At 69.4% G+C, this 25,625-nt stretch carries 22 protein-coding genes; 5 read left to right on the top strand and 17 right to left on the bottom strand.

From position 1 onward, the window contains the following. From pgsA to DNK52_RS06200, 6 genes are all read right to left on the bottom strand, one after another. The gene (gene pgsA, locus DNK52_RS06225; protein ID WP_110240138.1) at positions 1-627 is read right to left on the bottom strand and encodes a CDP-diacylglycerol--glycerol-3-phosphate 3-phosphatidyltransferase; all 627 of its coding nucleotides are present in this window, start codon (positions 625-627) and stop codon (positions 1-3) included. After that, positions 624-2,063, bottom strand: a complete 1,440-nt coding sequence (rimO, locus tag DNK52_RS06220; RefSeq protein WP_204163458.1) for a 30S ribosomal protein S12 methylthiotransferase RimO — start codon at positions 2,061-2,063, stop codon at positions 624-626. The genes pgsA and rimO overlap by 4 nt, the downstream gene beginning before the upstream one ends. Before the next feature lie 93 nt (positions 2,064-2,156). Continuing rightward, positions 2,157-4,019, bottom strand: a complete 1,863-nt coding sequence (locus DNK52_RS06215) for a helix-turn-helix domain-containing protein (protein WP_110240136.1) — start codon at positions 4,017-4,019, stop codon at positions 2,157-2,159. Then, positions 4,016-6,655, bottom strand: a complete 2,640-nt coding sequence (locus DNK52_RS06210; protein ID WP_204163418.1) for an FtsK/SpoIIIE family DNA translocase — start codon at positions 6,653-6,655, stop codon at positions 4,016-4,018. Before DNK52_RS06210 ends, DNK52_RS06215 begins: the two co-directional genes overlap by 4 nt. 93 nt (positions 6,656-6,748) lie before the next feature. Further along, positions 6,749-7,612 carry a M56 family metallopeptidase gene (locus tag DNK52_RS06205; protein WP_110240134.1) on the bottom strand — a complete coding sequence of 288 codons (864 nt, stop codon included), beginning with the start codon at positions 7,610-7,612 and terminating at the stop codon, positions 6,749-6,751. 8 nt (positions 7,613-7,620) lie between these two features. After that, the gene (locus DNK52_RS06200) at positions 7,621-8,016 is read right to left on the bottom strand and encodes a BlaI/MecI/CopY family transcriptional regulator (RefSeq protein ID WP_110240604.1); all 396 of its coding nucleotides are present in this window, start codon (positions 8,014-8,016) and stop codon (positions 7,621-7,623) included. A gap of 121 nt (positions 8,017-8,137) precedes the next feature. Between DNK52_RS06200 and DNK52_RS06195 the strand changes: the two genes are divergently transcribed. From DNK52_RS06195 to cydD, 3 genes are read left to right on the top strand one after another with little or no spacing between them, the layout of a single operon-like run. After that, a complete protein-coding gene (locus DNK52_RS06195; RefSeq protein ID WP_110240133.1) occupies positions 8,138-9,583 on the top strand; it encodes a cytochrome ubiquinol oxidase subunit I in 1,446 nt (481 codons plus the stop codon). A 13-nt stretch (positions 9,584-9,596) separates the two neighbouring features. After that, positions 9,597-10,649: a cytochrome d ubiquinol oxidase subunit II gene (gene cydB, locus DNK52_RS06190; protein WP_110240132.1), complete on the top strand. Its 1,053-nt coding sequence runs from the start codon at positions 9,597-9,599 to the stop codon at positions 10,647-10,649. A gap of 5 nt (positions 10,650-10,654) precedes the next feature. Next, a complete protein-coding gene (gene cydD, locus DNK52_RS06185) occupies positions 10,655-14,002 on the top strand; it encodes a thiol reductant ABC exporter subunit CydD (RefSeq protein WP_110240131.1) in 3,348 nt (1,115 codons plus the stop codon). A 38-nt stretch (positions 14,003-14,040) separates the two neighbouring features. On the opposite strand, the gene DNK52_RS06180 is transcribed toward cydD, so the two are convergent. The 3 genes from DNK52_RS06180 to DNK52_RS06170 form a co-directional block, all read right to left on the bottom strand. After that, complete coding sequence (locus DNK52_RS06180; RefSeq protein WP_110240130.1) at positions 14,041-15,735, bottom strand: ribonuclease J; 1,695 nt, start codon at positions 15,733-15,735, stop codon at positions 14,041-14,043. A gap of 8 nt (positions 15,736-15,743) precedes the next feature. Continuing rightward, positions 15,744-16,640, bottom strand: coding sequence for a 4-hydroxy-tetrahydrodipicolinate synthase (dapA, locus tag DNK52_RS06175; RefSeq protein WP_110240129.1), 897 nt, complete (start codon positions 16,638-16,640; stop codon positions 15,744-15,746). Between the two features lie 75 nt (positions 16,641-16,715). Beyond that, positions 16,716-17,645 (bottom strand): LLM class F420-dependent oxidoreductase, encoded by a 930-nt coding sequence (locus tag DNK52_RS06170; RefSeq protein ID WP_110240128.1) that lies wholly within the window; start codon positions 17,643-17,645, stop codon positions 16,716-16,718. Between the two features lie 60 nt (positions 17,646-17,705). On the opposite strand from DNK52_RS06170, the gene DNK52_RS06165 reads away from it, so the two are divergent. Continuing rightward, positions 17,706-19,160, top strand: coding sequence for a protein adenylyltransferase SelO (locus tag DNK52_RS06165; RefSeq protein WP_110240127.1), 1,455 nt, complete (start codon positions 17,706-17,708; stop codon positions 19,158-19,160). A 70-nt stretch (positions 19,161-19,230) separates the two neighbouring features. Here the strand turns inward: DNK52_RS06165 and DNK52_RS06160 are convergent, their stop codons facing one another. Genes DNK52_RS06160 through gcvT form a run of 7 tightly spaced genes read right to left on the bottom strand, consistent with a single transcriptional unit; the run spans position 19,231 to position 23,572 of the window. Beyond that, positions 19,231-19,632: an NUDIX hydrolase gene (locus DNK52_RS06160; protein WP_110240126.1), complete on the bottom strand. Its 402-nt coding sequence runs from the start codon at positions 19,630-19,632 to the stop codon at positions 19,231-19,233. Between the two features lie 53 nt (positions 19,633-19,685). Then, positions 19,686-20,036, bottom strand: a complete 351-nt coding sequence (locus DNK52_RS06155) for a GntR family transcriptional regulator (RefSeq protein ID WP_110240603.1) — start codon at positions 20,034-20,036, stop codon at positions 19,686-19,688. Next, positions 20,033-20,530: a dihydrofolate reductase gene (locus tag DNK52_RS06150; RefSeq protein WP_110240125.1), complete on the bottom strand. Its 498-nt coding sequence runs from the start codon at positions 20,528-20,530 to the stop codon at positions 20,033-20,035. Before DNK52_RS06150 ends, DNK52_RS06155 begins: the two co-directional genes overlap by 4 nt. Continuing rightward, positions 20,527-21,336, bottom strand: a complete 810-nt coding sequence (locus tag DNK52_RS06145; protein WP_110240124.1) for a thymidylate synthase — start codon at positions 21,334-21,336, stop codon at positions 20,527-20,529. Before DNK52_RS06145 ends, DNK52_RS06150 begins: the two co-directional genes overlap by 4 nt. 55 nt (positions 21,337-21,391) lie before the next feature. Continuing rightward, positions 21,392-22,213 (bottom strand): PhzF family phenazine biosynthesis protein, encoded by an 822-nt coding sequence (locus DNK52_RS06140; RefSeq protein ID WP_110240123.1) that lies wholly within the window; start codon positions 22,211-22,213, stop codon positions 21,392-21,394. Positions 22,214-22,216: 3 nt separating this feature from the next. Beyond that, on the bottom strand, positions 22,217-22,435 hold the full coding sequence (locus tag DNK52_RS06135) for a hypothetical protein (RefSeq protein WP_110240122.1): 219 nt from the start codon (positions 22,433-22,435) through the stop codon (positions 22,217-22,219). A 3-nt stretch (positions 22,436-22,438) separates the two neighbouring features. Next, complete coding sequence (gene gcvT, locus DNK52_RS06130; protein WP_110240121.1) at positions 22,439-23,572, bottom strand: glycine cleavage system aminomethyltransferase GcvT; 1,134 nt, start codon at positions 23,570-23,572, stop codon at positions 22,439-22,441. 63 nt (positions 23,573-23,635) lie between these two features. On the opposite strand from gcvT, the gene DNK52_RS06125 reads away from it, so the two are divergent. Further along, positions 23,636-25,150 carry a leucyl aminopeptidase gene (locus DNK52_RS06125; RefSeq protein WP_239455420.1) on the top strand — a complete coding sequence of 505 codons (1,515 nt, stop codon included), beginning with the start codon at positions 23,636-23,638 and terminating at the stop codon, positions 25,148-25,150. A gap of 51 nt (positions 25,151-25,201) precedes the next feature. On the opposite strand, the gene DNK52_RS06120 is transcribed toward DNK52_RS06125, so the two are convergent. Beyond that, positions 25,202-25,525: a hypothetical protein gene (locus tag DNK52_RS06120; RefSeq protein WP_110240120.1), complete on the bottom strand. Its 324-nt coding sequence runs from the start codon at positions 25,523-25,525 to the stop codon at positions 25,202-25,204. Positions 25,526-25,625 lie beyond the last annotated feature (100 nt).

The following is a 25,625-nucleotide window of genomic DNA, read 5'->3' as shown; positions in this document are numbered from 1 at the left end:
TCAGGCCCCCTGCTTCAAGGACCCGCGTTGGCGCCAGACCTCTCGGTAGAACTCAAAGCCCGACCACAAGGTCATGACGACCGCACCGGCCAACGCCACCTGACCGCCGTAGAAGACGACCTCACCCGCAGTGCCGAGGTTGTCGAAGGCTCCGCCGTGGGCGTCACCGTGCGGCATAGGCATGAGCAGGAGACCGAGGGCCAGCGACTGCAGCACCGTCTTGATCTTGCCCGACTGGGCCGCCGGCATGACGACCCTCTTGAGCACCGAGAGCCGCAGCAGCGTCACGCTCCACTCCCGCAGCAGCACGACGATGGTGACCCACCACCACACGTCGCCGACCAGCGAGAGCCCGATCAGGGCCATGCCGGTGATCGCCTTGTCGGCGATGGGGTCGGCGATCTTGCCGAAGTCGGTGACCAGGTTGTACTTGCGGGCCAGGTCACCGTCGATCTTGTCGGTGATCATCGCCACCACGAAGATGCCGAAGGCCACCCAGCGCCACAGTGCGGAGTCGCCGCCGTCCATCAGCAGCGCCCACGCGAAGAACGGCACCATCACGATCCGCAGGACCGTGAGGGCATTGGCGATGTTGTAGTTGCTGGCCTTGACGACGGTGTCGGTCATCGGGCTCCTCCACTCAGGTCCTGCACACGAGCCACCAGGTCGACTCCCTCACTCGCCACCACGTCGGCCCAGTAGAGATCACCGATCGCGGCGCCCACAGGAGCATCGAGCAGTGCAGTCATCCCGTCCACCTCGGGGCCCTGCTGCTGGGCGCGGCCCTCGACGACGCCGTCGCTGACCGACTCCACGAGCACCTGCACGCGCTGGCCGATCCGTTCCTCGGCCCGCTGGCTGGTGAGCTCCTCGACCAGGGCGTTGACGTGGGCCACACGGTCCGCCACCTCGTCCTCGTCGACCTTGCCGTCGTACGTCGCGGCCTCGGTGCCGTCCTCGTCGGAGTAGCCGAAGACGCCGGTCACGTCGAGACGGGCCTCCTCAAGGAAGTGGCACAGCGTCTCGACGTCCTCCTCGGTCTCCCCGGGGAAGCCGACGATGACGTTGGCCCGTACGCCTGCCTCGGGCGCCTGGGCCCGGACCTTCGCGAGGAGGTCGAGGAAGCTCTGCGGGTCACCGAAGCGGCGCATCCGGCGCAGCACCGCGGCGCTGGCGTGCTGGAAGGAGAGGTCGAAGTAGGGGACGACGCCCGGCGTCTGGGCCATCGCCTCGATCAGCCCCGGGCGCGTCTCGGCCGGCTGCATGTAGGAGACGCGCACCCACTCGATCCCGTCGATGGCGGTGAGCTCGGGCAGCATCGTCTCCAAAAGGCGCAGGTCACCGAGGTCCTTGCCGTAGGAGGTGGAGTTCTCCGAGACCAGGAAGAGCTCCTTCACCCCCTGGGTGGCGAGCCACTGCGCTTCCTGGATGACGTCACTGGGACGACGGCTCACGAAGGAGCCGCGGAAGCTGGGGATGGCGCAGAACGAACAACGACGGTCGCAGCCGCTGGCCAGCTTGAGCGGAGCCATCGGGCCACCGTCCAGACGGCGGCGAATGGCGCGCGGCCCACTGGCGGGCGACTCGGCCGCGTTGAGGTCCGGGGCCGCAAAACCCGGGACACTCAACGTCGTGGCGTCGCGCTCGGTCGGTGAGATCGGCAGCAGTCGGCGACGGTCGGCCGGGACGTGCGGCTCGTGCTTCTCACCGCCGAGGATCGAGCGCAGACGCTGCGCGATGTCGGGATAGTCGTCGAAGCCCAGGACCGCGTCGGCCTCTGGCAGCGACTCGGCGAGGTCCTTGCCGTACCGCTCGGCCATGCACCCGACCGCGACGACTGCTTGAGTGACCCCACCCTGCGTCTTCAGGTCACTGGCCTGGAGCAGCGTGTCGACGGAGTCCTTCTTCGCCGACTCGACGAATCCGCACGTGTTGACCACGACGGTCTGGGCGTCCTCGGGGTCGTCCACCAGGCGGAAGCCGTCGGCCTCCAGGCGTCCGGCGAGCTCTTCGGAGTCGACCTCGTTGCGGGCGCAGCCGAGGGTGACCACGGCGACGCTGATCGGGGCAGCGGGGGCGGGAGAGATCTTGAGGCTCATAGGTTCACGATTATGCCCGCTGGGGCAGCGCAGAGCCGCATCCTGTGGGCCGCGCGGTCACTCCCCGGCGTACGTCCCCTGACCGGGCTCTCCACCCTCGCCGATGGCACCGCGCTCGGCGCCGTCGACGACCACCGTGACGGAGCCGTCACTGCTCTGCACCCGCACCGGCGGGGACGCCTTCACGACCTGGCTCTCGCCGATCGCCAGGGTGCCCTGGAAGACGACCGCACCGTTGGCGTCGCGCACGACGACCTCGGCGCCCGACTCCGGGGCCTCCACCGTGACGGAGACGGGCTCGGTGATCACCGAACCCACTCCTTGCGGTCCGCCGGAGCCGTTGAGGACCGGGGTGTTGCTCACGTCGTCGGGCGTGTCCATGGCCAGCCTGGCCACCGACCACACCAGCACCAGGGCCATCACTGCGGCCACCAGGATGGACCAGTTGGGGCCGCCACGCGTGCCACGGATCGAACCGTGCGCACCGGTCGCCAACTCTGCCTCGAAGACCCGTCGCGGGTCGATCGGGGCGTGGGCGTACCGCTCGTCGTAGCTCGTCAACAGCGGTGCCACGTTGACGCCCAGCACCCGGGCGAGCGTACGAAGGTGACCGCGTGCGTAGAAGTCGCCGCCGCACGGCACGAAGTCGTCGACCTCGATGGCCTCGATGACGTGCGGACGGATCCGGGTCCGCTCGGCCAACTGGTCAGTGGTCAGACCCAGGCGCGTACGAGCCGCTCGGAGCTCAGGGCCCACAACCGGGTCGGAGGCAGGTTCGACGTCGAAGGCGTCCAGGACGAGCGGAGCGACCGCGTGGCCCTCGCGTGAGATCGGGCGCACCCGCTGGGCCCACCTCGGGTCCTGCTCAGCCCGGTCCTGCTCAGCCTCGTCCTGCCCAGCCTGGTCCTGGTCCGTCTCGTCAGCCGACTCGACGGACTCGGTCTCGGTCTCGGCAAGCACCAATTCCGAGGTCTCGTCGACGACCGCGGCGATGCTCACCACTTCGCCCCGCGCCGGCGCGGTGACCGGGCGGATCGGCTCGGGGGTTTCGCTGGCCGTCTCGTCGTCGAGCAGGGCGAGGTCCGAGGCCTCGAGGTCGTCCTCGACGACCTCGTCGTGCGTACGCCTCGAGGTGACTGCGCCGATGGCAGCAGTCACGCCCGAGCTGGCACGGGACACGAACGCGCGAGCCCTGGCCCCACGGCGAGGCGAGTCCGTGGGAGCGACGTCCAGCTGGTCACCCTCGGCGAGCTCGCTCGAGACATCAGCCCGGTCCACACCGTCGACGTCGACGAGCTCGGTGTCCGCCTGGGGGGCGTCGATGAGGACGACCTCGGCGTTGCGCTCGGCCAGTCGGGCCAGGGCGTCGGTGAGGTCTACATCGGAGATCACCTTGGTGCTGAGGCCGAGCGGTACAGCCAACGGGCCACCGTGCAGTCGAGAAGCCAGGCGAGCCTGCCGCTTGCCGGCCGGGCCGACCTCCGCGAGCAGACGGTCGGGGTTGTGCGGAACGACGTTGAGGACCCCGTCGCGCAGGAGACCGCGGCGCGGACGGTGCTCGACCCGGGCCACCGCACTCCAGGGCAGACCGAGCCACGCTCGGCCGAGGCGAAGCCGCACACCCTGCGCGTCGGCGACGAGGAGCGGCGTACGGGCGTCGACGAAGGCTGCGAGCCAACTCACGCTGAGCAGGGCCATGACGGCGACGAGCGCCCAGTCGAGGACCGAACCGGTGCCGATGGCTCGACCGAACCAGGCGATGCCCACGGCTGAGGCCACGGCGCCGACACCGGCGGAGACACCCGCGTTGCGACGGACCTCGACGATCTCCCCGGCGACCGTCAACCCCGCGCCGTCGATCTCGGACCTGTGGTGGTCCAACTCGGACGCGTTGTCGTCGTACTGCTCGGCAGTGTTCATCGGTCCCCCTCCAGGGTGGCGATCACGCCGTCGATCTCGTCCGGCTTGACCAGTACGTCTCGTGCCTTGGAACCCTCACTGGGCCCCACGACTCCGCGGCTCTCCATGATGTCCATGAGTCGACCTGCCTTCGCGAAACCGACACGCAGTTTGCGCTGCAACATCGAGGTCGAACCGAACTGCGTGGAGACCACGAGCTCGATCGCCTGGACGACCAGGTCGAGGTCGTCACCGATGTCGTCGTCGAGGTCGCGCTTGGCGGCTGCGGGCGCGGTGACCTCTTCGATGTAGGTGGGCTCCAACTGCTCCTTGCAGGCAGCCACGACCTGGGCCACCTCGGCCTCCGTGACCCAGGCACCCTGGACACGGACCGGCTTGGAGGTGCCCATCGGCAGGAAGAGACCGTCACCCTGACCGACCAGCTTCTCGGCGCCGGGCTGGTCGAGGATCACCCGGGAGTCGCCCAGGCTGGAGGTCGCGAAGGCCAGACGGGACGGGACGTTGGCCTTGATCAGGCCGGTGACCACGTCGACGGACGGGCGCTGGGTGGCGAGCACCAGGTGGATGCCGGCTGCTCGCGCGAGCTGGGTGATGCGGACGATCGCGTCCTCGACGTCGCGCGGGGCGACCATCATCAGGTCGGCGAGCTCGTCGACGATGACCAGGAGGTACGGGTACGGCGAGAGCACGCGCTCGCTGCCGGCCGGGACCTCGACGGTGCCGGCGCGCACGGCCTTGTTGAAGTCGTCCAGGTGACGGAAACCAAAGTTCGCCAGGTCGTCGTAGCGCATGTCCATCTCGCGCACGACCCACTGGAGCGCCTCGGCGGCCTTCTTGGGGCTGGTGATGATCGGGGTGATCAGGTGGGGAATGCCCTCGTAGGCGTTCAACTCGACCCGCTTGGGGTCGACCATGATCATCCGCACCTCGTCGGGCGTGGAGCGCATCAGGATCGAGGTGATCATCGAGTTGATGAACGACGACTTTCCGGATCCGGTGGCACCAGCCACCAGCAGGTGGGGCATCTTGGCCAGGTTGGTGACGACGTAGCCGCCCTCGACGTCCTTGCCCAGGCCGGTCACCATCGGGTGGTGGTTGTTGCGCGCCGCGTCGGAGCGCAACACGTCACCGAGGGAGACGATCTCCTTGTCGAGGTTCGGGATCTCGATACCGATCGCGGACTTGCCCGGGATCGGGCTCAGGATGCGCACGTCAGCCGACGCGACGGCGTAGGCGATGTTCTTCGACAGCGCCGTGACCTTCTCGACCTTCACCGCCGGGCCGAGCTCGACCTCGTAGCGGGTCACGGTCGGACCACGGGTGTAGCCGGTCACCTGCGCGTCGATGCCGAACTCCTCCAGCACCTGCGTCAGCCGTACGACGACGTCGTCGCTGGCCTTGGACCGGCTCTTGCCGACCGAACCGGGCTTGAGCACGTCGCTGGACGGAAGCGTGTAGGTGATGTCGCCGGAGAGAGCCAACTGCTCCACGCGAGGCGGCAGCGGCGTGTGCGGCGGGGGCTCGACGGCCTCGTCGGCGGGGTTGAAGATGTCGACGCCGGCGTTGCCCGGCACCGCAGGGTTGACCTCGGTGTCCGCGTCGTGGCCCAGTGCGTCGTGGCCCAGTGCGTCGTGACCCAGGGCCACGTCGATCGGGTCCGGCCGACGACGCCGCTTGGTGATCTCACGATCCTCGAGGAGCGGGGTGTCGTAGGCGGGGTCGCCCATGTCGGGGTCGATCTCGTCGCCTGCGCCGCGGCGCTGACGACGCGTGGACTCCTCCTCGCTGTCCTCGTCGTACGTGCGACCCAGGAGACGGTCGGTGAGCTCACGCAGACGCGTCGGGATCTGGTAGATCGGGGTGGCCGTGATGACCAGGACCCCGAAGAGCGTGAGCAGGACGAGCAACGGCACGACCACGAACGGGGTGCGCAAGAGGTCCAGGAGCAGGCTGGCGACGACGAACCCGATCGCTCCCCCGGCCTGCTGGAGCTCGCTGGCGTCGCCCAGGCTCGGCTTCGGGCTGCCGTTGGCGATGTGAATCAGCCCGAGCACGCCCAGGAGGACGGCGGTCCAGCCGATAACCTGGCGTCCGGCCGGGCCGTTCCGCTCGGGGTCGCGCAGCATGCGCCACCCCAGGTAGACGAAGACGAGGGGGACGATCCACGCGACCTTGCCGACGGTGCCGGCGGTGGCGGAGCGGATCAGGTCCATGGCGCCACCGGGCGGCTGGAACCAGACGGCACCCGCGACGACGACTCCCAGACCCAGCAGGAAGAGACCGACCCCGTCACGCCTCAGCGCCGGGTCAAGGTCTCGAGCGCTGTGGCCGAAGCTGCGTGCGACGGAACCGGCGCCGTGCGCCGTGCCGAGCCAGACCGTACGGACCCCGCGCCCGAGAGCGCCGAAACCACGACTCACCGGACCCGGACCGTTGCGGACGGCCCGGGGGGCCGGCCGTCGCTGGGCCGAACGGTTCTGGGACGCGGCAGAGGAGCGTCCTGCCGTTTTGGGGGCAGGACGCTTGGTGTTCTTGCTGGCTGCGCTTGAGCCAGTACTCCGGGATCGTGAAGCGGAACTCTTCGTGGAAGCGCTCGAACTCCGCGAACCCGGCGGGGAAGACGTACGGGTCGCCATGGTTTCGACCCTAGTTGATCGGTCCCATCAGTCACATGAACCACAGATGCGTGTCGCCGAGTGGCTGCGGGATCGGCCTGCCAGAGAGCGGAGTCAGAGCGCGGTGAGCCAGGGCGCGACGACCAGCCCGGTGGGCAGCACCAGGACGGCCCACCCCAGCAACGCGATGAGCACCGTCTGGGCAGGTCGAGGTCGGAGCTCGCCGAGAAGTCGGACCCGCTCGACCAGGTCCACGGTGCTGGCACCCATGGCGCCCTCGGGCGTACGCCCGGTCGCCATCGCCAGCAGCGCTCCCCCGAGGTCCTTGGCCGGAGCGACCCGGAGTGCGGCGCGATCGGCAAGGATCTCCGCGAGCAGACGCACCTCTCGCAGCGCGGCGTCGGAGGAGACCCAGCGGGGGAAGGCCCGGTGCAGGACCGTGAACGCCTCGAGGACCAGGTCGTGGCGGGCGGTGAGGTGGGCCCGTTCGTGCGCGAAGACGGCGTTGAGCTGGCCCTCGTCGAGCCTGGTCAGGGTCGCATCGGAGACCACGACCCGCGGCTCGGTGACGCTGGGCACGCAGTAGGCCACGGGCACGTCGTGCTCGACGACGCGGACCCGACCGCGCCACTCGGCAAGCAGGTCGAGCTCCTGGCGTTGCTGGCGTCGTACGACCCGGAGTGAGGTGCCGACCAGGTGGCCGCTGAGCAGCAGGCGGCCCACGACGGTGACGGTGATCAGCACGGTCAGGACAGTGATCGGACCGGTGCGCCAGGTCAGGTCCGAGGTGCCGGTCGTGTGGGTGAACAACGAGAGACCGGCACCGACGGCGGCCAGGACACCGGCGAGCGCCACCGACTGCCACAGGAGCATGGCGACGAACGGGGTGTGGTGGAGGCCGCGCCAACGCGCCATCAGCGCTGGCACCGGGCCGGCCAGCGCGACGGCCAGCAGACCGAGCACGAAGGGGGTGATCACGTCGGCAGTCAGTCGCCCAGGGCAGCGAGGGCCTGACGCAGCGCCTCCACGTCCTCGGCGGACGCCTCCTCCACGAAGGCGACGAGTGCCGGGCCACGCTCCCCCGACCCGAGGGTGGACAGGGTGCCGCGCATCATGTCGGCGGTCATCTCCGCGCGCGAGGTCGCTGGGTGGTAACGGTAGGCACGCCCGGACTTCTGCTGCACGACCAGCTCCTTGCGAGCCAGCCGGTCCATCACCGTCATGACCGTGGTGTAGGCGACGTCGCGAGTGGAGCTGAGCGTGGTGTGCACCTCACGCACCGTGACGTCCTGTCCATCGGGCAGCTCCCACAGGACGTCCATCACCGCGCGCTCGAGTTCACCGAGCGATGCCTTGGCCTGCTTACGGGGGGTCCGCTTCATCGTGGTCACCCCCACATAGTACTACGGAGCACTCCGTACTACAGTGCGTAGTAACTACAGTGCGTAGTAGAGGCCGGGGTTCGAGGAACTCCGGCCATGGCCACTCACCAACGGAGTCAATGTGGACGTTCTGGAAATTGCCAGATGGCAGTTCGGCATCATCACCGTCTATCACTTCTTGTTCGTGCCGCTCACGATCGGTCTCTCCGCCCTGCTGGCGATCCTGGAGACCATGTGGCTGCGCACCCGCAAGGAGGAGTACCTGCGTCTGACCAAGTTCTTCGGCAAGCTCTTCCTGATCAACTTCGCACTCGGCCTGGTGACCGGCATCGTGCAGGAGTTCCAGTTCGGCATGAACTGGTCCGACTACTCGCGCTTCGTCGGCGATGTCTTCGGAGCACCCCTGGCGATCGAAGGACTGCTCGCCTTCTTCCTCGAGTCCACGTTCCTGGGACTGTGGGTCTTCGGCTGGGACAAGCTCCCCCGCGCCCTGCACGCCGCCTGCATGTGGTTGGTCCACCTCGGCACGCTCGCCTCGGCCTACTTCATCCTCGCGGCCAACAGCTGGATGCAGCACCCCGTCGGCTACTTCTACAACGAGGCCAACGGTCGCGCCGAGATGATCGACTTCTGGGCCGTCATGTTCAACAAGGTCCAGCTCGTCACCTTCCCGCACGTGATCATGGCCGCCTACATGACCGCGGGTGCGTTCATGGCCGGCGTCGCGGCCTACCTCTACGTCAGCAAGAGGCACGAGCACGACCGTCCGCTCTACCGGACCGCGATCCGCATCGGTGCCGTCGCGGCCCTGATCGGCGGCCTCGGCGTGGCCGTCTCGGGCGACTTCCAGGGCAAGGTCATGACCGAGGTGCAGCCGATGAAGATGGCGGCCGCCGAGGGTCTGTACGAGACCACCTCGACCGCGCCGTTCTCGGTGCTCACCTGGGGCAAGCTGGACGGCTCGGAGGCGACGCCGATCATCGAGGTCCACGGACTGCTCTCCTTCCTCGGCACCGGTTCGTTCAACGGCGAGGTCGAGGGCATCAACCCACTGCGCGAGAAGTACAAGGAGCAGTACGGGCAGGACCCGGGCGCCACGTACTACCACGCAGGCGACTACTCGCCCGTGATCCCGGTGGCCTACTGGTCCTTCCGCTTCATGATGGGCCTGGGCATGGTCGTCGCGGGCGGTGCGGCCGCCCTGCTGTGGATGACCCGCAAGGGCCGTCGGAACCCGATCATGGGATGGGTCGGGTGGATGGGGATCTCGCTGCCGGTCTTCGCGGTGGGTGCCAACTCGTTCGGCTGGATCTTCACCGAGATGGGTCGCCAGCCCTGGGCCGTCTACGGGTTGATGACCACGCAGAACGCTGTGTCGCCCGGTGTGAGCGTCTTCGAGGCGGCCACGTCGCTGATCGTGCTGACCCTGCTCTACGCCGTGCTCGCGGTGATCGAGCTCGGGCTGCTCGCCAAGTTCATCAAGATCGGCGCCGCCCCGTACGAGGAGACCCCTGAGGTCCCCGTGGGCGGCAACGACGACGACCGCCCCATGGCGTTCGCGTACTGAGGGAGAAGGATCAATGGAACTCACCACTGTCTGGTTCGCGCTCATCGCGATCCTGTGGATCGGCTACTTCACCCTCGAGGGGTTCGACTTCGGCGTGGGCATGCTGCTGCCCGTGCTGGCGAAGGACGAGAAGGAACGCCGTGTCATGTACAACGCCGTCGGACCGACCTGGGACGGGAACGAGGTCTGGGTCCTGGTCGCCGGCGGCGCCACCTTCGCGGCCTTCCCCGAGTGGTACGCCACTCTCTTCAGCGGCTTCTACCTGCCGCTGCTGCTGATCCTGGTCGCCCTGATCGTGCGCAACCTGGCCTTCGAGTACCGCCACAAGGGCGACACCGACAGCTGGCGGGCACGGTGGGACCGGGCGCTCATCCTGGGCTCCTGGCTGCCGGCCGTCCTGTGGGGCGTGGCCTTCGCCAACATCGTTGCGGGTGTCCCGATCGACGCCACCAAGGAGTTCACCGGCAACCTCTTCACCCTGTTGAACCCGTTGGGCCTGCTGGGTGGTCTGGTGACCGCAACGCTCTTCGCCACCCACGGCGCCTTCTTCATCGCACTGAAGACCGACGGCGACATCCGGCACCGGGCGCGGGCGTTGGGCACCAGACTGGGCCTGCTGGCCGCCGTCCTGGCGGTCGTCTTCATGGTGTGGATCCAGGTGAGGACCGGCGACCTCAGCTCGGCCGTCGCCTTCGTGGTGGCCGCTCTGGCCCTGGTGGGCGCGCTCATCGCCAACCAGGCAGGGCGTGAGGGCTGGGCCTTCATCGGCACCTTCGTGACCATTGCGCTCGCGGTCGGAGGCCTCTTCCTGGCGCTCTTCCCCGACGTGATGCCCTCGACGACCGACACGGCCTTCTCGTTGACCACCACCAATGCGGCTGCCACGGCCTACACGCTCAAGGTGATGACCTGGGTAGCGGTCGCCTTCACCCCGATCGTCCTGATGTACCAGGGGTGGACCTACTGGGTCTTCCGCAAGCGCATCACCACCGCGCACATCCCCGACCACATCGCTCACACGGGCCACACCGGACACGCCGCCGTCACCGAGCACGTGGAGAGCTGAGTCGCATGAAACCGCTTGACCCTGCGTTCGTCCCGCACCTCCTGCCCGCGCGCCGCCCTCTCGTGGTGGGGCTGGTTGCCGGGACGACGCAGGGCCTTCTGGCGGTCGCCCAGGCCTGGGCGATCGGCGTCCTGATCGTCCGCCTGGTCACCGACCCCGCTGGCCCCGGGTGGCACTCCCCCGCCCTCTGGCTGGGCGGCATCGTCATCGTCCGCGCCGCCTGTTCCTACGTCGTCGACGTCAGTGGCGCGAAGGCCGCGGACGTCGTCTCCACCACCCTGCGACGCCGGCTCCTGGAGTCCGCCGCCCGCCTCGACGCCGTGGACCTCTCGCGCACGCGTACGGGCGAGATGACCGCACTGGCCACCCGGGGCATGGCCGCCGTCGAGCCCTACCTGACCAGGTATCTCCCGTCGCTGGTGCTCGCGGCAGTGCTTCCCGTCGCGACGGTGGCGACCATCTTCTGGCTGGACTGGATCTCCGGGCTGATCGTCGTCCTCACCCTGCCCCTGGTGCCGATCTTCGCGATCCTCGTCGGTCTCAACACCAGGGACACCGCAGACCGCCAGTGGCGGGAGCTCGCCACCCTGTCGGGACACTTCCTCGACGTCGTACGCGGTCTGCCCACCCTGGTGGCGCACCGTCGCGCCGACGCGCAGTCGCGCACGATCCGCCAGGTGACCGAGCGCTACCGCAAGGCCACGCTCGACACCCTCAGGATCGCCTTCGTCTCCTCGGCCGCCCTGGAGTTCATCGCCACCATCTCGGTCGCGCTGGTCGCCGTCGTCGTCGGTCTGCGCCTCACCGCCGACGGCATGGACTTCGAGACCGCCCTGATCGTGCTGCTGCTCGCCCCGGAGGCGTACTGGCCGTGGCGTCGGGTCGGGGCGGAGTTCCACAGCGCCGCGGAAGGTGCAGCCACCTTCGAGGCCGCCACCGCCCTGCTCGAAGGTGTCGAGGAGCGAGCCGACGCCTCCGGCGCCATCCCCGCCAGGGCCCTGCAGACGCCGATCTCGATCACGTTGGCTGGGGTCGGCTTCACCTACCCCGGCCGCGAGACACCCGCCCTCGCGCCCGTGACCGCGACGCTGCCCACCACCGGGTTGGTGGCGATCACCGGCCCGTCCGGCTCCGGCAAGTCGACACTGTTGTCCGTGCTCTCCGGTGAACTCAGACCCACCGTCGGTGACGTCCGGATCGGCGAGCATCTACTGGCCGACGTGGAGCCCGAGCAGTGGCGTGCCACGGTGGCGACGGCACCCCAGCGTCCTTGGCTCACCCCCGGCAGCATCGAGGAGAACCTGCGGGTGGGTCGACCCGAGGCACTGATCTGCGCGGTGTGGCGTGCCCTGGACGACGTCGACCTGGGCGACGTCGTCAGCCTCCTGCCCCGAGGCATCGACACCCTCCTGGGAGAGGACGGCGCCGGTCTCTCCGCTGGCCAGCGCGCTCGACTCGGCCTCGCGCGAGTGGTGCTGGCACAGCGCCCGGTGGTGCTGCTCGACGAGCCGAGCGCCCACCTGGACGCCGCCAGCGAAGCTGTCCTCCTGCGTACGCTCCGTCGCCTCGCCGACCGCTGCCTCGTCGTCGTCGTGGCTCACCGGGAGCAGGTCGTCGAAGCGGCCGACCACGTGGTGCACGTCCCCGCGCCGATCGCTTCTGCGGGTGTCGCCGTGGAAACTCCCCCACTCGCAGCGCCCCGAAGGGCCCGACAGGTGACCATCTCGGACGACGCCGTGGAGCCGACCCGGTGGGGCGTGCGTACCGGCACCCTCCTGGGTGGTCTCTCGGTCGCCTCCGGCGTGGCTCTGACGGCGACCGCCGCGTGGCTGATCACGCGTGCCTCCGAGCATCCGCCGGTGATGTACCTGATCGTCGCGATCGTCGGGGTCCGTACGTTCGGTCTCGCCCGACCCGTGCTCCGTTACGCCGAGCGCCTGGTCTCGCACGACGCGGCCTTCCGCATGCTCGCCGAGCGGCGAGCCCAGGTCTACGACGCTCTGGTGCCGCTGGTGCCCGGCCGACTCGGGGTGCGTCGCGGTGACCTGCTCACCTCGGTCGTCGACGACGTGGACGCCTTCGTCGACGAACAGCTGCGGGTGCGCCAACCGCGCTCCACGGCTGCCTTCGTGCTCGTGCTCGCCGGCCTCTTCGCCGTGCTGGTCCACCCGGTCGGCGGCGCCGTCATCGTCGCGGTCTGCCTGCTCGGGGTGCTGATCCACATCCGCACCCTGCGCGGCGTGTGGTCGGCCGAAGCTGACTTCGTCTCCGCCCGCGCCGGTGTCTCCACCCACGTCGAGGGCTACCTCCACGACCTGCGCCAGTGGGTGTTGTGGCAGGCGCGCGACCGGGTGCTCGACGAGGTCGACGGGGCCTCGAGGCGCCTGGGCACCTCGTCCGTCCGCTCGGCGGCAGCCACCGCACGCGGTCATCTCCTCGTCACCCTGACCTGTGGCTTCGGGTTGATCGCCATGGCGTGGCTGCTCACCGACCCCCTGAGCCGGGGTGAGCTGTCGCCGGCCATGACCGCGCTCCTGGTCATGCTGCCGTTGGCACTGGTTGACGTGTTGGGTCCCCTGGTCGACGCCGCCCCGGTGGCGGTGCGCACGCGCGCCGCGCGAATGCGCCTCGATGCCCTGACCAGCCAGGCCCCAGCGATCGACGAGACCGACAACTCACAGGCGCCCCTGTCCGCCCACCCGCACGGCACGCTCGACAGTGTCGACGCCGGATGGGGCGCCACCCCCGCCTTCACCGGACTCGATCTCGACCTCCCGGCGGGGGGCCGAGTCGCCCTGGTCGGCCCGAGCGGGTGCGGCAAGTCAACGGTGGCGGCGCTGCTGATGCGCTTCCTCGACCCGATGGGCGGCGCCGTCCGGTGGGACGGCCAGGAGGCCCGCACGCTGGCTGCCGACCGCATCCGGGAGCGTGTGGGGCTGGTCGACGACGACCCGTACGTCTTCGCCTCGACCGTGGTCGAGAACGTACGTCTCGCCCGTCCCACGGCCACCGACGCCGAGGTGCGCACGGCCCTCGACCAGGCGCGCCTCGGTGCCTGGGTGGCCGCGCTCCCCCACGGTGCCGAGACGATGATCGGTGAAGGATTCGCCCACGTCTCCGGCGGCGAGCGGGCCCGCCTGGCGATGGCGCGCGCACTGCTAGCCGATCTGCCAGTGCTGGTCCTCGACGAACCGACCGCTCACCTCGACGCCGAGAACGCGCGCACCGTCACCGCGGAGATCCTGGGCACCACCGGTCGCACGATCCTCTGGATCACCCACGGCACCATCGGGCTGGATGAGATGGACCACGTGGTCACGATGAACGCAGGGCAGCCAACCCCGGTCGCCTGACCGGGGTCATGCTCGGGGTCATGCTCGTACGCCGGGGCTCAGGCCTCGATGACGACCGGGACGATCATCGGCCGGCGACGGTGCGCCTTGTTGACCCAGCGACCGACGACACGGCGTACGGCCTGCTGGAGCTGGTAGGTGTCGGTGACGCCCTCCTCCATGGCGGCCTCGATGGCCCGCACGATCTGGGGACGTACGGAGTCGAAGGTGGCGTCGTGCTCGGCGAACCCCCGGGCGTGGATCTCCGGGCCGGTGGAGACCTTGCCGGTGACCGAGTCGACGACCGTGATGATCGAGATGAAACCCTCCTCCGCGAGGATCCGACGATCCTTCAACGAGGCCTCGGTGATGTCACCCCCGACGGTCGTGCCGTCGACGAAGACGTAACCGCAGTCGACCTTGCCCACGATCTTGGCGTGGCCGTCGACGAGGTCGACGACGACGCCGTCCTCGGCGATGACGACGTTCTCCGCCGGCACGCCGGTTTCTCGAGCCAGCGCCGCGTTGGCCAGCATGTGACGGATCTCCCCGTGCACCGGCATGACGTTGCGCGGCTTCACGATGTTGTAGCAGTAGAGGAGCTCCCCGGCACTGGCGTGGCCCGAGACGTGCACGAGAGCGTTGCCCTTGTGCACGACGTTGGCCCCCAACTTGGCGAGACCGTTGATCACCCGGTAGATCGCGTTCTCGTTGCCCGGGATCATCGAGCTGGCCAGGACGACGGTGTCGCCCTCCTCGAGGTGGACGAACGAGTGGTTGCGCTGCGCGATGCGGGCCAGCGCGGAGAGGGGCTCGCCCTGCGAACCGGTCGAGATCAGGACCTGACGCTCGGGCGGCAGATGGGCCAGCTCCTTGGCGTCGACGAGCACGCCGGCCGGCACGGTCAGGAAGCCGAGGTCCTTGGCGATCTGCATGTTGCGGACCATCGACCGTCCGACGTACGCGACCTTGCGGTTGTGCTCGACCGCCGCGTCGAGGGCCTGCTGGACCCGGTGGATGTGGGAGGCGAAGCAGGCCACGATGATGCGCTGCTTCGACTTGTAGAAGACCCGGTCCAGGACGGGACCGATGCTCTTCTCGTGGGTGGTGAACCCGGGCACCTCGGCGTTGGTCGAGTCGGTGAGGAAGAGGTCGACCCCCTCCTCGCCGAGTCGCGCGAAGGCCCGCAGATCGGTGACCCGGCCGTCCAGCGGCAACTGGTCCATCTTGAAGTCACCGGTGTGCAGGACCATGCCGGCCCCGGTGCGGATGGCGACAGCGAGGGCGTCGGGGATCGAGTGGTTGACGGCCACGAACTCGAGGTCGAAGGGACCGAACTGGATGCGTTCGCCCTCCTTGACCACATGGTGCACGGTCTCCTTGAGCCGGTGCTCGCGCAGCTTGGACCCGAGCAGGGCCAGGGTCAGCTCGGAGCCGACCAGCGGGATGTCGCCGCGCTCCCGGAGCAGGTAGGGCGTCGCGCCGATGTGGTCCTCGTGGCCATGGGTGAGGACCAGGGCCTCGACGTCGTCGAGGCGGTCCCGGATGGCGTCGAAGTCAGGGAGGATCAAGTCGACGCCGGGGTGGTGCTCCTCGGGGAAGAGGACGCCGCAGTCGACGATCAGCAGACGACCGTCGTACTCGAAGACGGTCATGTTGCGACCGACCTCGCCCAGGCCACCGAGGGCGATGACACGCAGTGCGCCCTGGGCGAGCGGCGGGGCCGCGGCGAGTTCGGGGTGGGGATGAGACATGCAGTTCCTCAGATCAGGCCTGCGGCAGCGAGTCCTTCGCGCAGGGCGGCGTATTCAGCGTCGTCCAGCGGCACCAGCGGGCCGCGGACGTTGCGGTTGTCGAGGACGCCCTGCATCTGCAGGGCGGCCTTGGCGGTGGTGGCGCCGTAGTTCGGCACCCCCATCACGGCGTCGAAGGCAGGGATGAGCCGACGGAAGATGGTATGGGCCGCGACGTGGTCGCCGGCCAGGAAGGTGTCGATCATCTGCTTGAGCTGGGGCGAGGCCGCGTGTCCGACGACCGAGACGAGACCGCAGCCGCCGTGCGCGAGGAAGCTCAGCGTCGCCGGGTCGTCGCCGGAGTAGACCGCGTAACCCATGTCGACCAGGTGGGTGGCCCGCACCATGTCGCCGTACGCGTCCTTCACCGCCAGGACCTTGTCGGAGGCGACGGTGCGCTCGTAGGTCTCCATGGCGATGGAGATGCCGACCCGGCCGGGCACGTCGTAGAGCATGACCGGCAGGTCGGTCGCGTCAATCACCGAGTCGAAGTGGTGCTGCACTCCCCGAGGAGAAGGCTTGTTGTAGTACGGAGCGACGAGGAGCACGCCGTCGACCCCGATCTTGGCGGCGTTGCGGGCCAGCTCGACGGAGTGCTGGGTGGAGTTGGTGCCCACTCCTGCGATCACCGTGGCCCGGTCACCGACGGCGTCCTTCACGGCCACCAGGATCTCGGCGTCCTCGGCGACGGTGGTCGTCGGGGACTCACCAGTGGTGCCGGAGACGACGACGCCGTCGTTGCCGTGGTCGACGAGGTGGGCCGCGATGCGGGCGGTGCCGTCCAGGTCCACCGATCCGTCGTCCTTGAATGCCGTCGCCATCGCGGTCAACATGCGTCCGAACGGTGCGATGGGTGCAGTGCTCATGAGGGCAAGGTTATCCCCCTCGCGGGGCGGATCTGCGGCAGGTGAACCACCGTGGTCACCTGCGCCGGCCCACACTCAGTCGCGTAGGTGTGGCAGCACCTGCTCGGCGACCAGCGTCAGGTGGTCCAGGTCGTCGAGGTCGAGCACCTGCAGGTAGGCGCGCTGGCTCCCGAGGTCGGAGAAGCGGCCCAGCTTGTCGACCACCTCGGACGGGGTGCCGGCCAGACCGTTGGCGCGCAACTCCTCGACGTCCCGCCCGATGGCGGCGGCGCGGCGGGCGATCTCGGCCTCGTCCTCGCCGACGCAGAGCACCAGGGCGTTCGACCAGGTCATCGTCGCCGGGTCCCGGTCGATCGCCTCGCAGGCCGCAGCGACGCGGGCGAACTGGTCGCGGGTCTCGGTCTCGTCGACGAAGGGCAGGTTGAACTCGTCGGCGTACCGGGCCGCGAGTGCGGGCGTACGCCGCTTGCCGCGGCCACCGATCAGCACCGGCGGCTTGGCCTGGGTCGGCTTGGGCAGGGCCGGCGAGTCGACCAGTTGGTAGTGCTCGCCGGAGTGGGTGAACTGCTCACCCACCGGCGTGGCCCACAGACCGGTGACGATCTCCAACTGCTCCTCGTAGCGGTCGAAGCGCTCACGGGTGTCAGGGAAGGGGATCCCGTACGCCGTGTGCTCGCCCTCGAACCACCCGGCTCCGAGACCGAGCTCGACCCGGCCACCGCTCATCTGGTCGACCTGCGCGACCTGGATCGCCAGGACGCCGGGGTGGCGGAAGGTCGCCGAGGTCATCAGGGTGCCGAGGCGGATGGTGCTGGTGTCGCGGGCCAGACCTGCCAGCGTGGTCCAGGCGTCGGTGGGTCCGGGAAGGCCGTCACCGCCCATGGTCAGGTAATGATCAGAACGGAAGAACGCTCCGTATCCGAGCCGCTCGGCCGCCTGGGCCACCGCGAGCAACTCGTCGTAGGTGGCGCCCTGCTGGGGTTCGGTGAAGATGCGCAGTTCCATGTCTGCCACCTTGCCACCGCGAACAAGGCGACGCATCACCCGCCCCGTAGCCTTGGACCTGTGAACGCGCCGGAGAACATCGCCCTGCAGCACGGCTTCGCCGAGCAACTCCCCGAGCTTGCCCGCAAGGCCTCGGCCGCACCGGTGCCCGCGCCCCAACTCATCGTGCTCAACGAACCGTTGGCCCGCGAGTTGGGCCTCGACGTCGAGTGGTTGCGCACCGAGGACGGCGTGCTCTTCCTGCTCGGGCTCAACCTGCCCGAGGGCGCGATGCCCGTGGCGCAGCTCTACTCGGGCCACCAGTTCGGCGGCTACTCCCCGCAGCTGGGAGACGGCCGCGCCCTGCTGCTCGGTGAGGTCGAGACCCCTGACGGGCTGCGCGACATCCACCTCAAGGGCTCCGGGCCCACCCCCTTCACCCGCGGTGGGGACGGCCTCGCCGCGCTGGGCCCGATGCTGCGCGAATTCCTGGTCAGCGAGTCGATGCACGCTCTCGGGATCCCCACCACGCGCTCGCTGGCCGTGGTGGCGACCGGCACCCCGGTGCTGCGCGAGGAGGGCGCCCTGCCCGGCGCCGTTCTCGTCCGGGTGGCGTCGAGCCACCTGCGGGTCGGCACATTCCAGTACGCCCGGGCCAGCAACCAGATGCGGGTGCTGGTCAAGCTCTCCCGCTATGCCCTCGAGCGCCACCACACCGAAGGTCTCCAGGCCGACAACCCGCCGCTGGCCCTCTTCGACCACGTCGTCGCTGCCCAGGCACGGTTGGTCGCCCAGTGGCTCACCGTCGGCTTCGTGCACGGCGTCATGAACACCGACAACATGACGATCTCCGGGGAGACCATCGACTACGGTCCGTGCGCCTTCCTCGACGCGTACGACCCGGGGTCGGTGTTCAGCTCGATCGACACCGGTGGCCGCTACGCCTACGGCAACCAGCCGCAGATCGCCCAGTGGAATCTGGCGCGCTTCGCAGAGGCCTTGTTGCCGATCATCGCCGATGAGGAGGCCGAGGCCGTCCAGGCCGGCTCAGCGGTGCTGGAGCAGTTCCCGGCCTACTTCAACGAGGCGTGGATGGGAGCGATGGCTGCCAAGCTGGGAATCTCCGCGGACCTGGCCGACCTGGTCGACCTCGTCACCACCCTGCACGGCCTGCTCGAGGCGAGCCGGGTCGACTTCACCACCTTCTTCCGCGACCTGACCCGGGCCGCCCGCGGTGACCGCAGTGCCGTGCACGCCACGACGCACGACGTCACGGCGCTCGACCAGTGGCTCGACCGGTGGATGGCCCACTCCCCCGACGCCGACGCGATGGACGCGGTCAACCCGGTGCACGTCCCCCGCAACCACCTCCTCGACGAAGCCCTCAGGGCCGCCACCGCCGGCGACCTGGGGCCGTACGAGGCACTGTTGGCAGCGGTGCGCGCGCCCTTCACCCCGATCGAGGGCGGCGAGCGTTACGCCCAGCCGGCACCGCCCGGTTTCGCAGAGGGCTTCCAGACCTTCTGCGGGACCTGAGCCTCCTTGTCGGTGTGACGTGTGACGATCCGGTCGCCAGCGCGACCGCTTCGTCACACGTTGCCGGGGACTACTCAGTCGGGGCGTGGCGCCCGCGCAGCAGTGGCAGGACGTTGAACTCCAGCATCGGTGCCAGGTCGTCGTAGGCGCGGTCGAGCCCGGTCCAGCGCAGCTCGGCGATCTCCCCGGCGGCCACGGGCTCTCCCGTCAGCTCGGCCGTGTAGACGGTGGAGTGCAGTCGGTGTCCCGGCTCGTTGGCGGCCTCCGACTCGAACTCCCCCAGCAGGACGAGATCGGCCAGGTCGAGGGAGACCTCCTCACGCGTCTCGCGCAGCGCGCAGTCGAGCGGGCTCTCGCCGGGGTCCGGCTTGCCGCCGACCAGCATGAAGCGGCTGGTCCCGGCCTTGCGCACCGTCAGCACGGCTCCGTCGCGGACGAGGGCAACGGCGGAGACGACGATCGTGGGACTCACGCCGCACAGTCTGCCGCGACCTTCCGAGCGTCAGCACGCCAGGGCGACGAGCCTCAGGGCGTCAGGGCCCGGCGGACGAGCTCGATGGCTTCGGCCTGACCCAGTCCCAGAGCCTGCACGGTGGCGGCGTAGGTGGCGGCGGCCTCGCGGGCGGCGCGGTCAGCGCCACGGCCCAGGACCACGGTCCCGGCCCGGCCCCGGGTGGCGACGACTCCGAGCGCCTCGAGCTCCTTGTACGCCTTGGCCACCGTGTTCACGGCGAGGCCGACCTCGGCCGCCAACGTACGCACCGGTGGCAGCTTCTGCCCCGGCGCGAGGTCACCGCTGTCGACGGCCTCGGTGATCTGACGCCGCACCTGCTCGAAGGCCGGCTCGGTGGCGTCGTGGTCGATGTGCACCTTCACCGGCGCTCCCACCAGACCCAGTCGAGTCCGGGATCGAACTCCGGGTGCGAACGACGCTCGGTCTCGATCCACTCCTCGGTCGAGAAGTCCGGGTAGAAGGCGTCACCCTCGACGTCGAGGTGCATCTCGGTGATCACCTGATGGGTGGCCAGCGGCAGGGCGAGCGCATAGATCTGGGCGCCCCCCGCCACGAAGAGCTCACTCTCGCCCGCCATCTCGAGCGCTTCCTCCCAGGAGTGCGCCACCTCGACTCCGGCGTCGGTCCAGTCGGGCGAACGCGTGATCACGATCGTGCGCCGCTCCGGCAACGGACGTCCGATGGACTCGTGGGTGACGCGACCCATCACCAACGTGTGTCCCAGGGTGGTCGCCTTGAAGTGGGCGAAGTCCTCACGGCTGTGCCACGGGATGGCGGGGCCGTTGCCGATGACCCGCCCCCGGGAGTGCGCGGCGACGAGGGTGATCCGCCGGCCCGGACCGTCGTCCGTGCTCATACCGCGATCGGGGCCTTGATGCCGGGGTGCGGGTCGTAGCCGACGACGGAGATGTCCTCGAGGTCGAAGCCGTCGATCTCGGTGATCGCAGGGTTGAGCTGGAGGCGCGGCAACTCCCGCGGCTCGCGAGTCAGTTGGAGCTTGGCCTGCTCGACGTGGTTGGAGTAGAGGTGTGCGTCGCCGATGCTGTGCACGAAGTCGCCGACCGCAAGACCCGTCACCTGCGCCACCATGTGGGTGAGCAGGGCGTACGAGGCGATGTTGAACGGCACGCCCAGGAAGACGTCGGCAGAGCGTTGGTAGAGCTGGCAGGAGAGCTTGGCCGGGCCGTCGGCGACCGGCTCCACGTAGAACTGGAAGAGCGAGTGGCACGGCGGCAGGGCCATGTCGTCAACGTCAGCGACGTTCCAGGCCGAGACGATGTGGCGCCGCGAGTCGGGGTTGGTCCTGATGCCCTCGATCAACTTGGCGATCTGGTCGACCGTGCCGCCGTCGGGGGTCGGCCAGGAACGCCACTGGTAGCCGTAGACCGGGCCGAGGTCGCCGTTCTCGTCGGCCCACTCGTCCCAGATGGTGATGCCGCGGTCCTGGAGCCACTTCACGTTGGTGTCCCCACGCAGGAACCACAACAGCTCACCGAAGATGCTGCGGGTGTGGACCTTCTTGGTCGTCACCAGCGGGAAACCCTCGGAGAGGTCGAAGCGCATCTGGTGGCCGAAGACCGAACGGGTCCCGGTCCCGGTACGGTCGGACTTGTCCACGCCCTCGTCGAGGATCCGCTGGAGCAGGTCGAGGTAGGCACGCATGGCCGCAAGACTATCGCCGGTCGCCACGTGGGCGCGGGAGGCCCGACCAACGACCTCAGTCGTTGAGCATCACCTGTCCGGTGATCGTGGTCCGGGTGGCGCCACCGACCCAGATGTCGGCGCCCACCTGCTCGACCCGGACCCGGCCGCGACGGGCCAGGGCCGTGCCCTGGGCAGCGGTGTAGGTCGGGGGCAGCGTGCCTCGCCCGATCAACCACTGCGCCAGTCCTGCGTTGAGTGAACCGGTCACCGGGTCCTCGAAGCTGCGGAAGAAGGCGCGCACCTCGACGGCGCACTCGGCACCGGCGTCGTGGAGACCGACCACGCCGATCGCGAGATCGCCAGCATCGACCCGGTCACCGCGCACGGCGAGCACCGCGGCCGCATCACGCAGCAGCACCGCCACCCAGCCCGGTCCGTTGTCCACCCACTCCGCAGCGACCACGTCGGAGAGCTCGATCCCCAGCGCTCTGACGACCTCGTTGATGGTCGCGGTGTCGGCCGGCCCGCTGCGCCGCAACGGGGGCGCCGCGAACGAGAGCACCTCCCGGCGACGGATGCGTACGAGCCCGGCCCCGCACTCCTGGACCAGATCGTCACCACGGGGCACTCCCCCGGCCTCGAGCCAGGCGTGCGCCGACCCGAGTGTGGGATGCCCCGCGAAGGGCAGCTCGCCGTCAATGGTGAAGATCCGCAGCCGGTAGTCGGCGGCCGGATCTGTGGGGGTCAACAAGAAGGTGGTCTCGCTGAGGTTGGTCCACCGGGCGAAGGCAGCCATCTGCTCGTCGCTGAGGTCGTCGGCCCCGTGCACGACGGCCACGGGGTTGCCCCGCAGCGGCTCGTCCGAGAAGACGTCGACCTGGGAGAAGTCGTGCACCGCTCAGGGGTGCAGCGACATGGGGCCGTACGCCTTGCGCTCACCCTCGAAGAGAGTGGCCGCGTCGACGCCCTGGTCGAGGAGAGCATCGAAGACCTCGCCGATCCAGGCCTCTGCCTCGAGCTCGGTCTCGAAGCGAACGCCCGTGTACTCCTCACTCACCTGCACCGGCAGCCCGGCAGTCGTCTCGAGGGTCCAGTACCACTGGTCGTCAGCAGCCATGCGTCATTTCTCCTTGACAGAGGTGTCGACGAAGGGCGGCTTCGTCACCCGGAAGATCTCCCGGCGTCCACGTACGTCGACCCCGACCTCGGTGTCCACCGCGATCGTCGTGGGCAGCAGCGCCAGGCCGATGCCCTTCTTGAGGGTCGGACTGAAGGTGCCGGAGGTGACGTCACCCAACCGCACGTCAGCCGTCAGTGTGACCGACATCCCGGGGCGCGGGATGCCACGACCCGTCGCGACGAGGCCGCGCAGCACCCGGGTCGCACCCTCGGCCTTCTTCGCGGTGAGGACGTCCTTGCCCCAGAAGGATTCCTTGTCCCAGCCGACCGCCCACCCGAGGCCGCCCTCCAGCGGAGTCGTCTCGGGGGTGATGTCCTGGCCGTGCAAGGGATAGCCCATCTCGGTGCGCAGGGTGTCACGGGCACCGAGACCACACGGCGTCAGCCCGAACTCGGCTCCGGCCGTCATGAGCGCGTCCCAGACCTGCTCCGCCTGCGCGTTGGGGACGATCAACTCGTAGCCGCGCTCACCGGTGTAGCCGGTGCGGCAGATGACGATCGCAGGCACCTCCTCACCGGTGGCCGCCGGCTCCCAGGGGGCCTCGACGAAGGACATGTAGCCGTGGTCGGCCGGCAGCCCGACCGCAGCGAGCACCTCGTCGGACTTCGTGCCCTGGATCGCCAGGACCGCGTAGTCGTCGTGATGGTCGGTGATCTTGACGCCGTCGGGTGCCTGCGCAGCGAGGCGGCGTACGACTTCAGCGGAGTTGGCCGCGTTCGGCACCAGCAACACGTGCTCGTCGTCGGAGAGGTAGGCGATGAGGTCGTCGACGATCCCGCCGGTCTCCTCGTCGCAGCAGAGCGTGTACTGCGCCTTGCCCGGCTCGATCCGACCGAGGTCGTTGCTCAGGGTCGCGTTGACGAAGTCCGCCGCACCGGGGCCACTGATCAGCACCTTGCCGAGGTGGGAGACGTCGAAGACCCCGACCGCCTCGCGGACCGCGGTGTGCTCCTTGACGATGCCCGTCGCGTACTCCAGGGGCATCGACCAGCCGCCGAACTCGGAGAACTTCGCGCCCAGGGCGACGTGACGAGCATGCAGGGGCGACTGCTTCAAACCCGAGTTTGTCGACATGCGATGACCTTAACGCAGCCCGCGGCCACCGAGCCCGCGCGACGCGTTGGCTAGGGTGCAGAGGTGACCCCGACGTACACCTTGCGCTCCGCCAGCCCCGCCAAGACCCGCAGCGACGCCGTCGTCGTCGGTGTCCTCAAGACCGAGCGAGGGCCGGTCCTGGCCCCGGGCGGCGCAGACGTCGCCGACGCGTACGGGCGCAAGCTGCACCCCTTGCTGACGACCATGGGCGTCACCGGCAAGGCTGGTGAGGCGGTCAAGATCCCCACCAGTGGCACCATCAAGGCTCCGTTGCTCGTGCTGGTCGGACTCGGTGAGGCCGCTGACGTCGTCTCCGTGCGCCGGGCCGCCGGGGTCGCGGCACGCAACGTTCCCAACGCCTCCTCGGTGACGTTGGCGCTGCCGGCCGACGAGGACGCCTTGGTCGCCGCCGCGCTGAGCGGTTACGTGCTCGGTGGGTACACCTTCACCACCTACAAGAAGCCCACGCCCGACACGAGGGCCAGCGAGGTCGTCGTGCTCGCCCCCAACGCCCGCAGCGGAGCCACCAAGGCCGCCTTCGAGACCGCGCAGGTGATCGCCTCCGCCGTCGCGACCACGCGCGACTGGGTCAACCAGCCTCCCGGCGACTTCACCCCCGCCAAGTTCAGCGACGCCGTGACCGAGGCCCACCGGGTCGCCACCCACGGCCGGGGAGCACCCAAGGTGGCCCTGGAGGTCTTCGACGAAACCCGGCTCGCGGAGCTGGAGTGCGGCGGAATCCTCGCGGTGGGCGCCGCCTCGGCCGCTCCCCCGCGTCTGGCCAAGCTGACGTACGCACCCAAGGGCGCCAAGATTCACCTGGCCCTCGTGGGCAAGGGCATCACCTTCGACTCTGGCGGTTTGAGCATCAAGCCCGCCAACAGCATGGGCACGATGAAGTCCGACATGGCCGGTGCCGCGGCCGTCGTCCAGGCCACCCTCGCGATCGCCGCCCTGGGTCTCCCCATCCGCGTCACCACATTCGCTCCGATGGCGGAGAACATGGTCTCCGGCGCGGCCAGCCGGCCCGGTGACGTGTTGACCATGCGCGGCGGACAGACGGTCGAGGTCCTCAACACCGACGCGGAGGGACGCCTCGTCCTCGGTGACGCATTGGTGCTCGCCACGGAGGAGGAGCCCGACGTCGTGCTCGACGTCGCCACCCTGACCGGCGCGATGGTGGTCGCCCTGGGCGAGAAGGTCACCGGGGTGATGGGCTCTGACGACATCGTCGCCAGCGTCGTCGCCGCCGGTGCGCGGGTGGGTGAGGCCGCCTGGCCGATGCCCATCCCGGAGGAGATGAAGGAACGCATCCGCAGCAGCAAGGTCGCCGACCTGGCCCAGCACGACTGGACCCGGTGGGGCGGAGGCCTCTACGCAGCCGCCTTCCTGCGCGAGTTCACCGGCGGGCTCCCGTGGGCCCACCTCGACATCGCAGGGCCCTCGTTCAACTCCGGCGGTCCCTTCGGCGACTGGACCTCGGGGGGCACGGGCGTTGCCGTGGCCACCCTCGTCGAGTACGCCCGCACGCTCGCCGACGAAGGACTGCCCGCCTGACCGGCGTAGGGCGTTGGGGCGTGGGGCGTGGGGCGTCGGCGTGGGTCGAGGTCAGACCTCGCCGGCCTTCTTGCGCCGGTTCCACTCGCGCATCCGCTGCGGCACGCCCACCACGGCGGCGTCGTAGGACGGAATGCGGTGGTGGTTGCAGAAGTCGTGTGCCCACTTGACCGACTGGACGCGGCGTCGGGTCCACTCCCCGTCGTGCGCCACGAGCAGCAGGGTGACGTCGTTGACCGCCGTGCGCGGCTCGACGAATCCCTCGACCCCGCGCCTGCCGGCGACCCAGTCGTTGAGGTGCTTGGTGTCGGCGGCAGTGGCGGAACGCACCGTCGTCGACCCGGTGCGCGCGGTGTCGCCGGAGGGCCTGCGCATGCGGGAAGAACCGCCTCGGCGGAATCGATCGAACAAACTCATGGCACACAGTGTGACGGGTGGGGTGAAGATCCGGTGCTGGACAGCACAGACGGAAGTG

It is taken from the genome of Nocardioides gilvus, from assembly GCF_003194605.1.
GTDB lineage: Bacteria > Actinomycetota > Actinomycetes > Propionibacteriales > Nocardioidaceae > Nocardioides > Nocardioides gilvus.
Note: the sequence above shows the minus strand (reverse complement) of the source record. Positions and strands in the feature narration are given on the sequence as shown.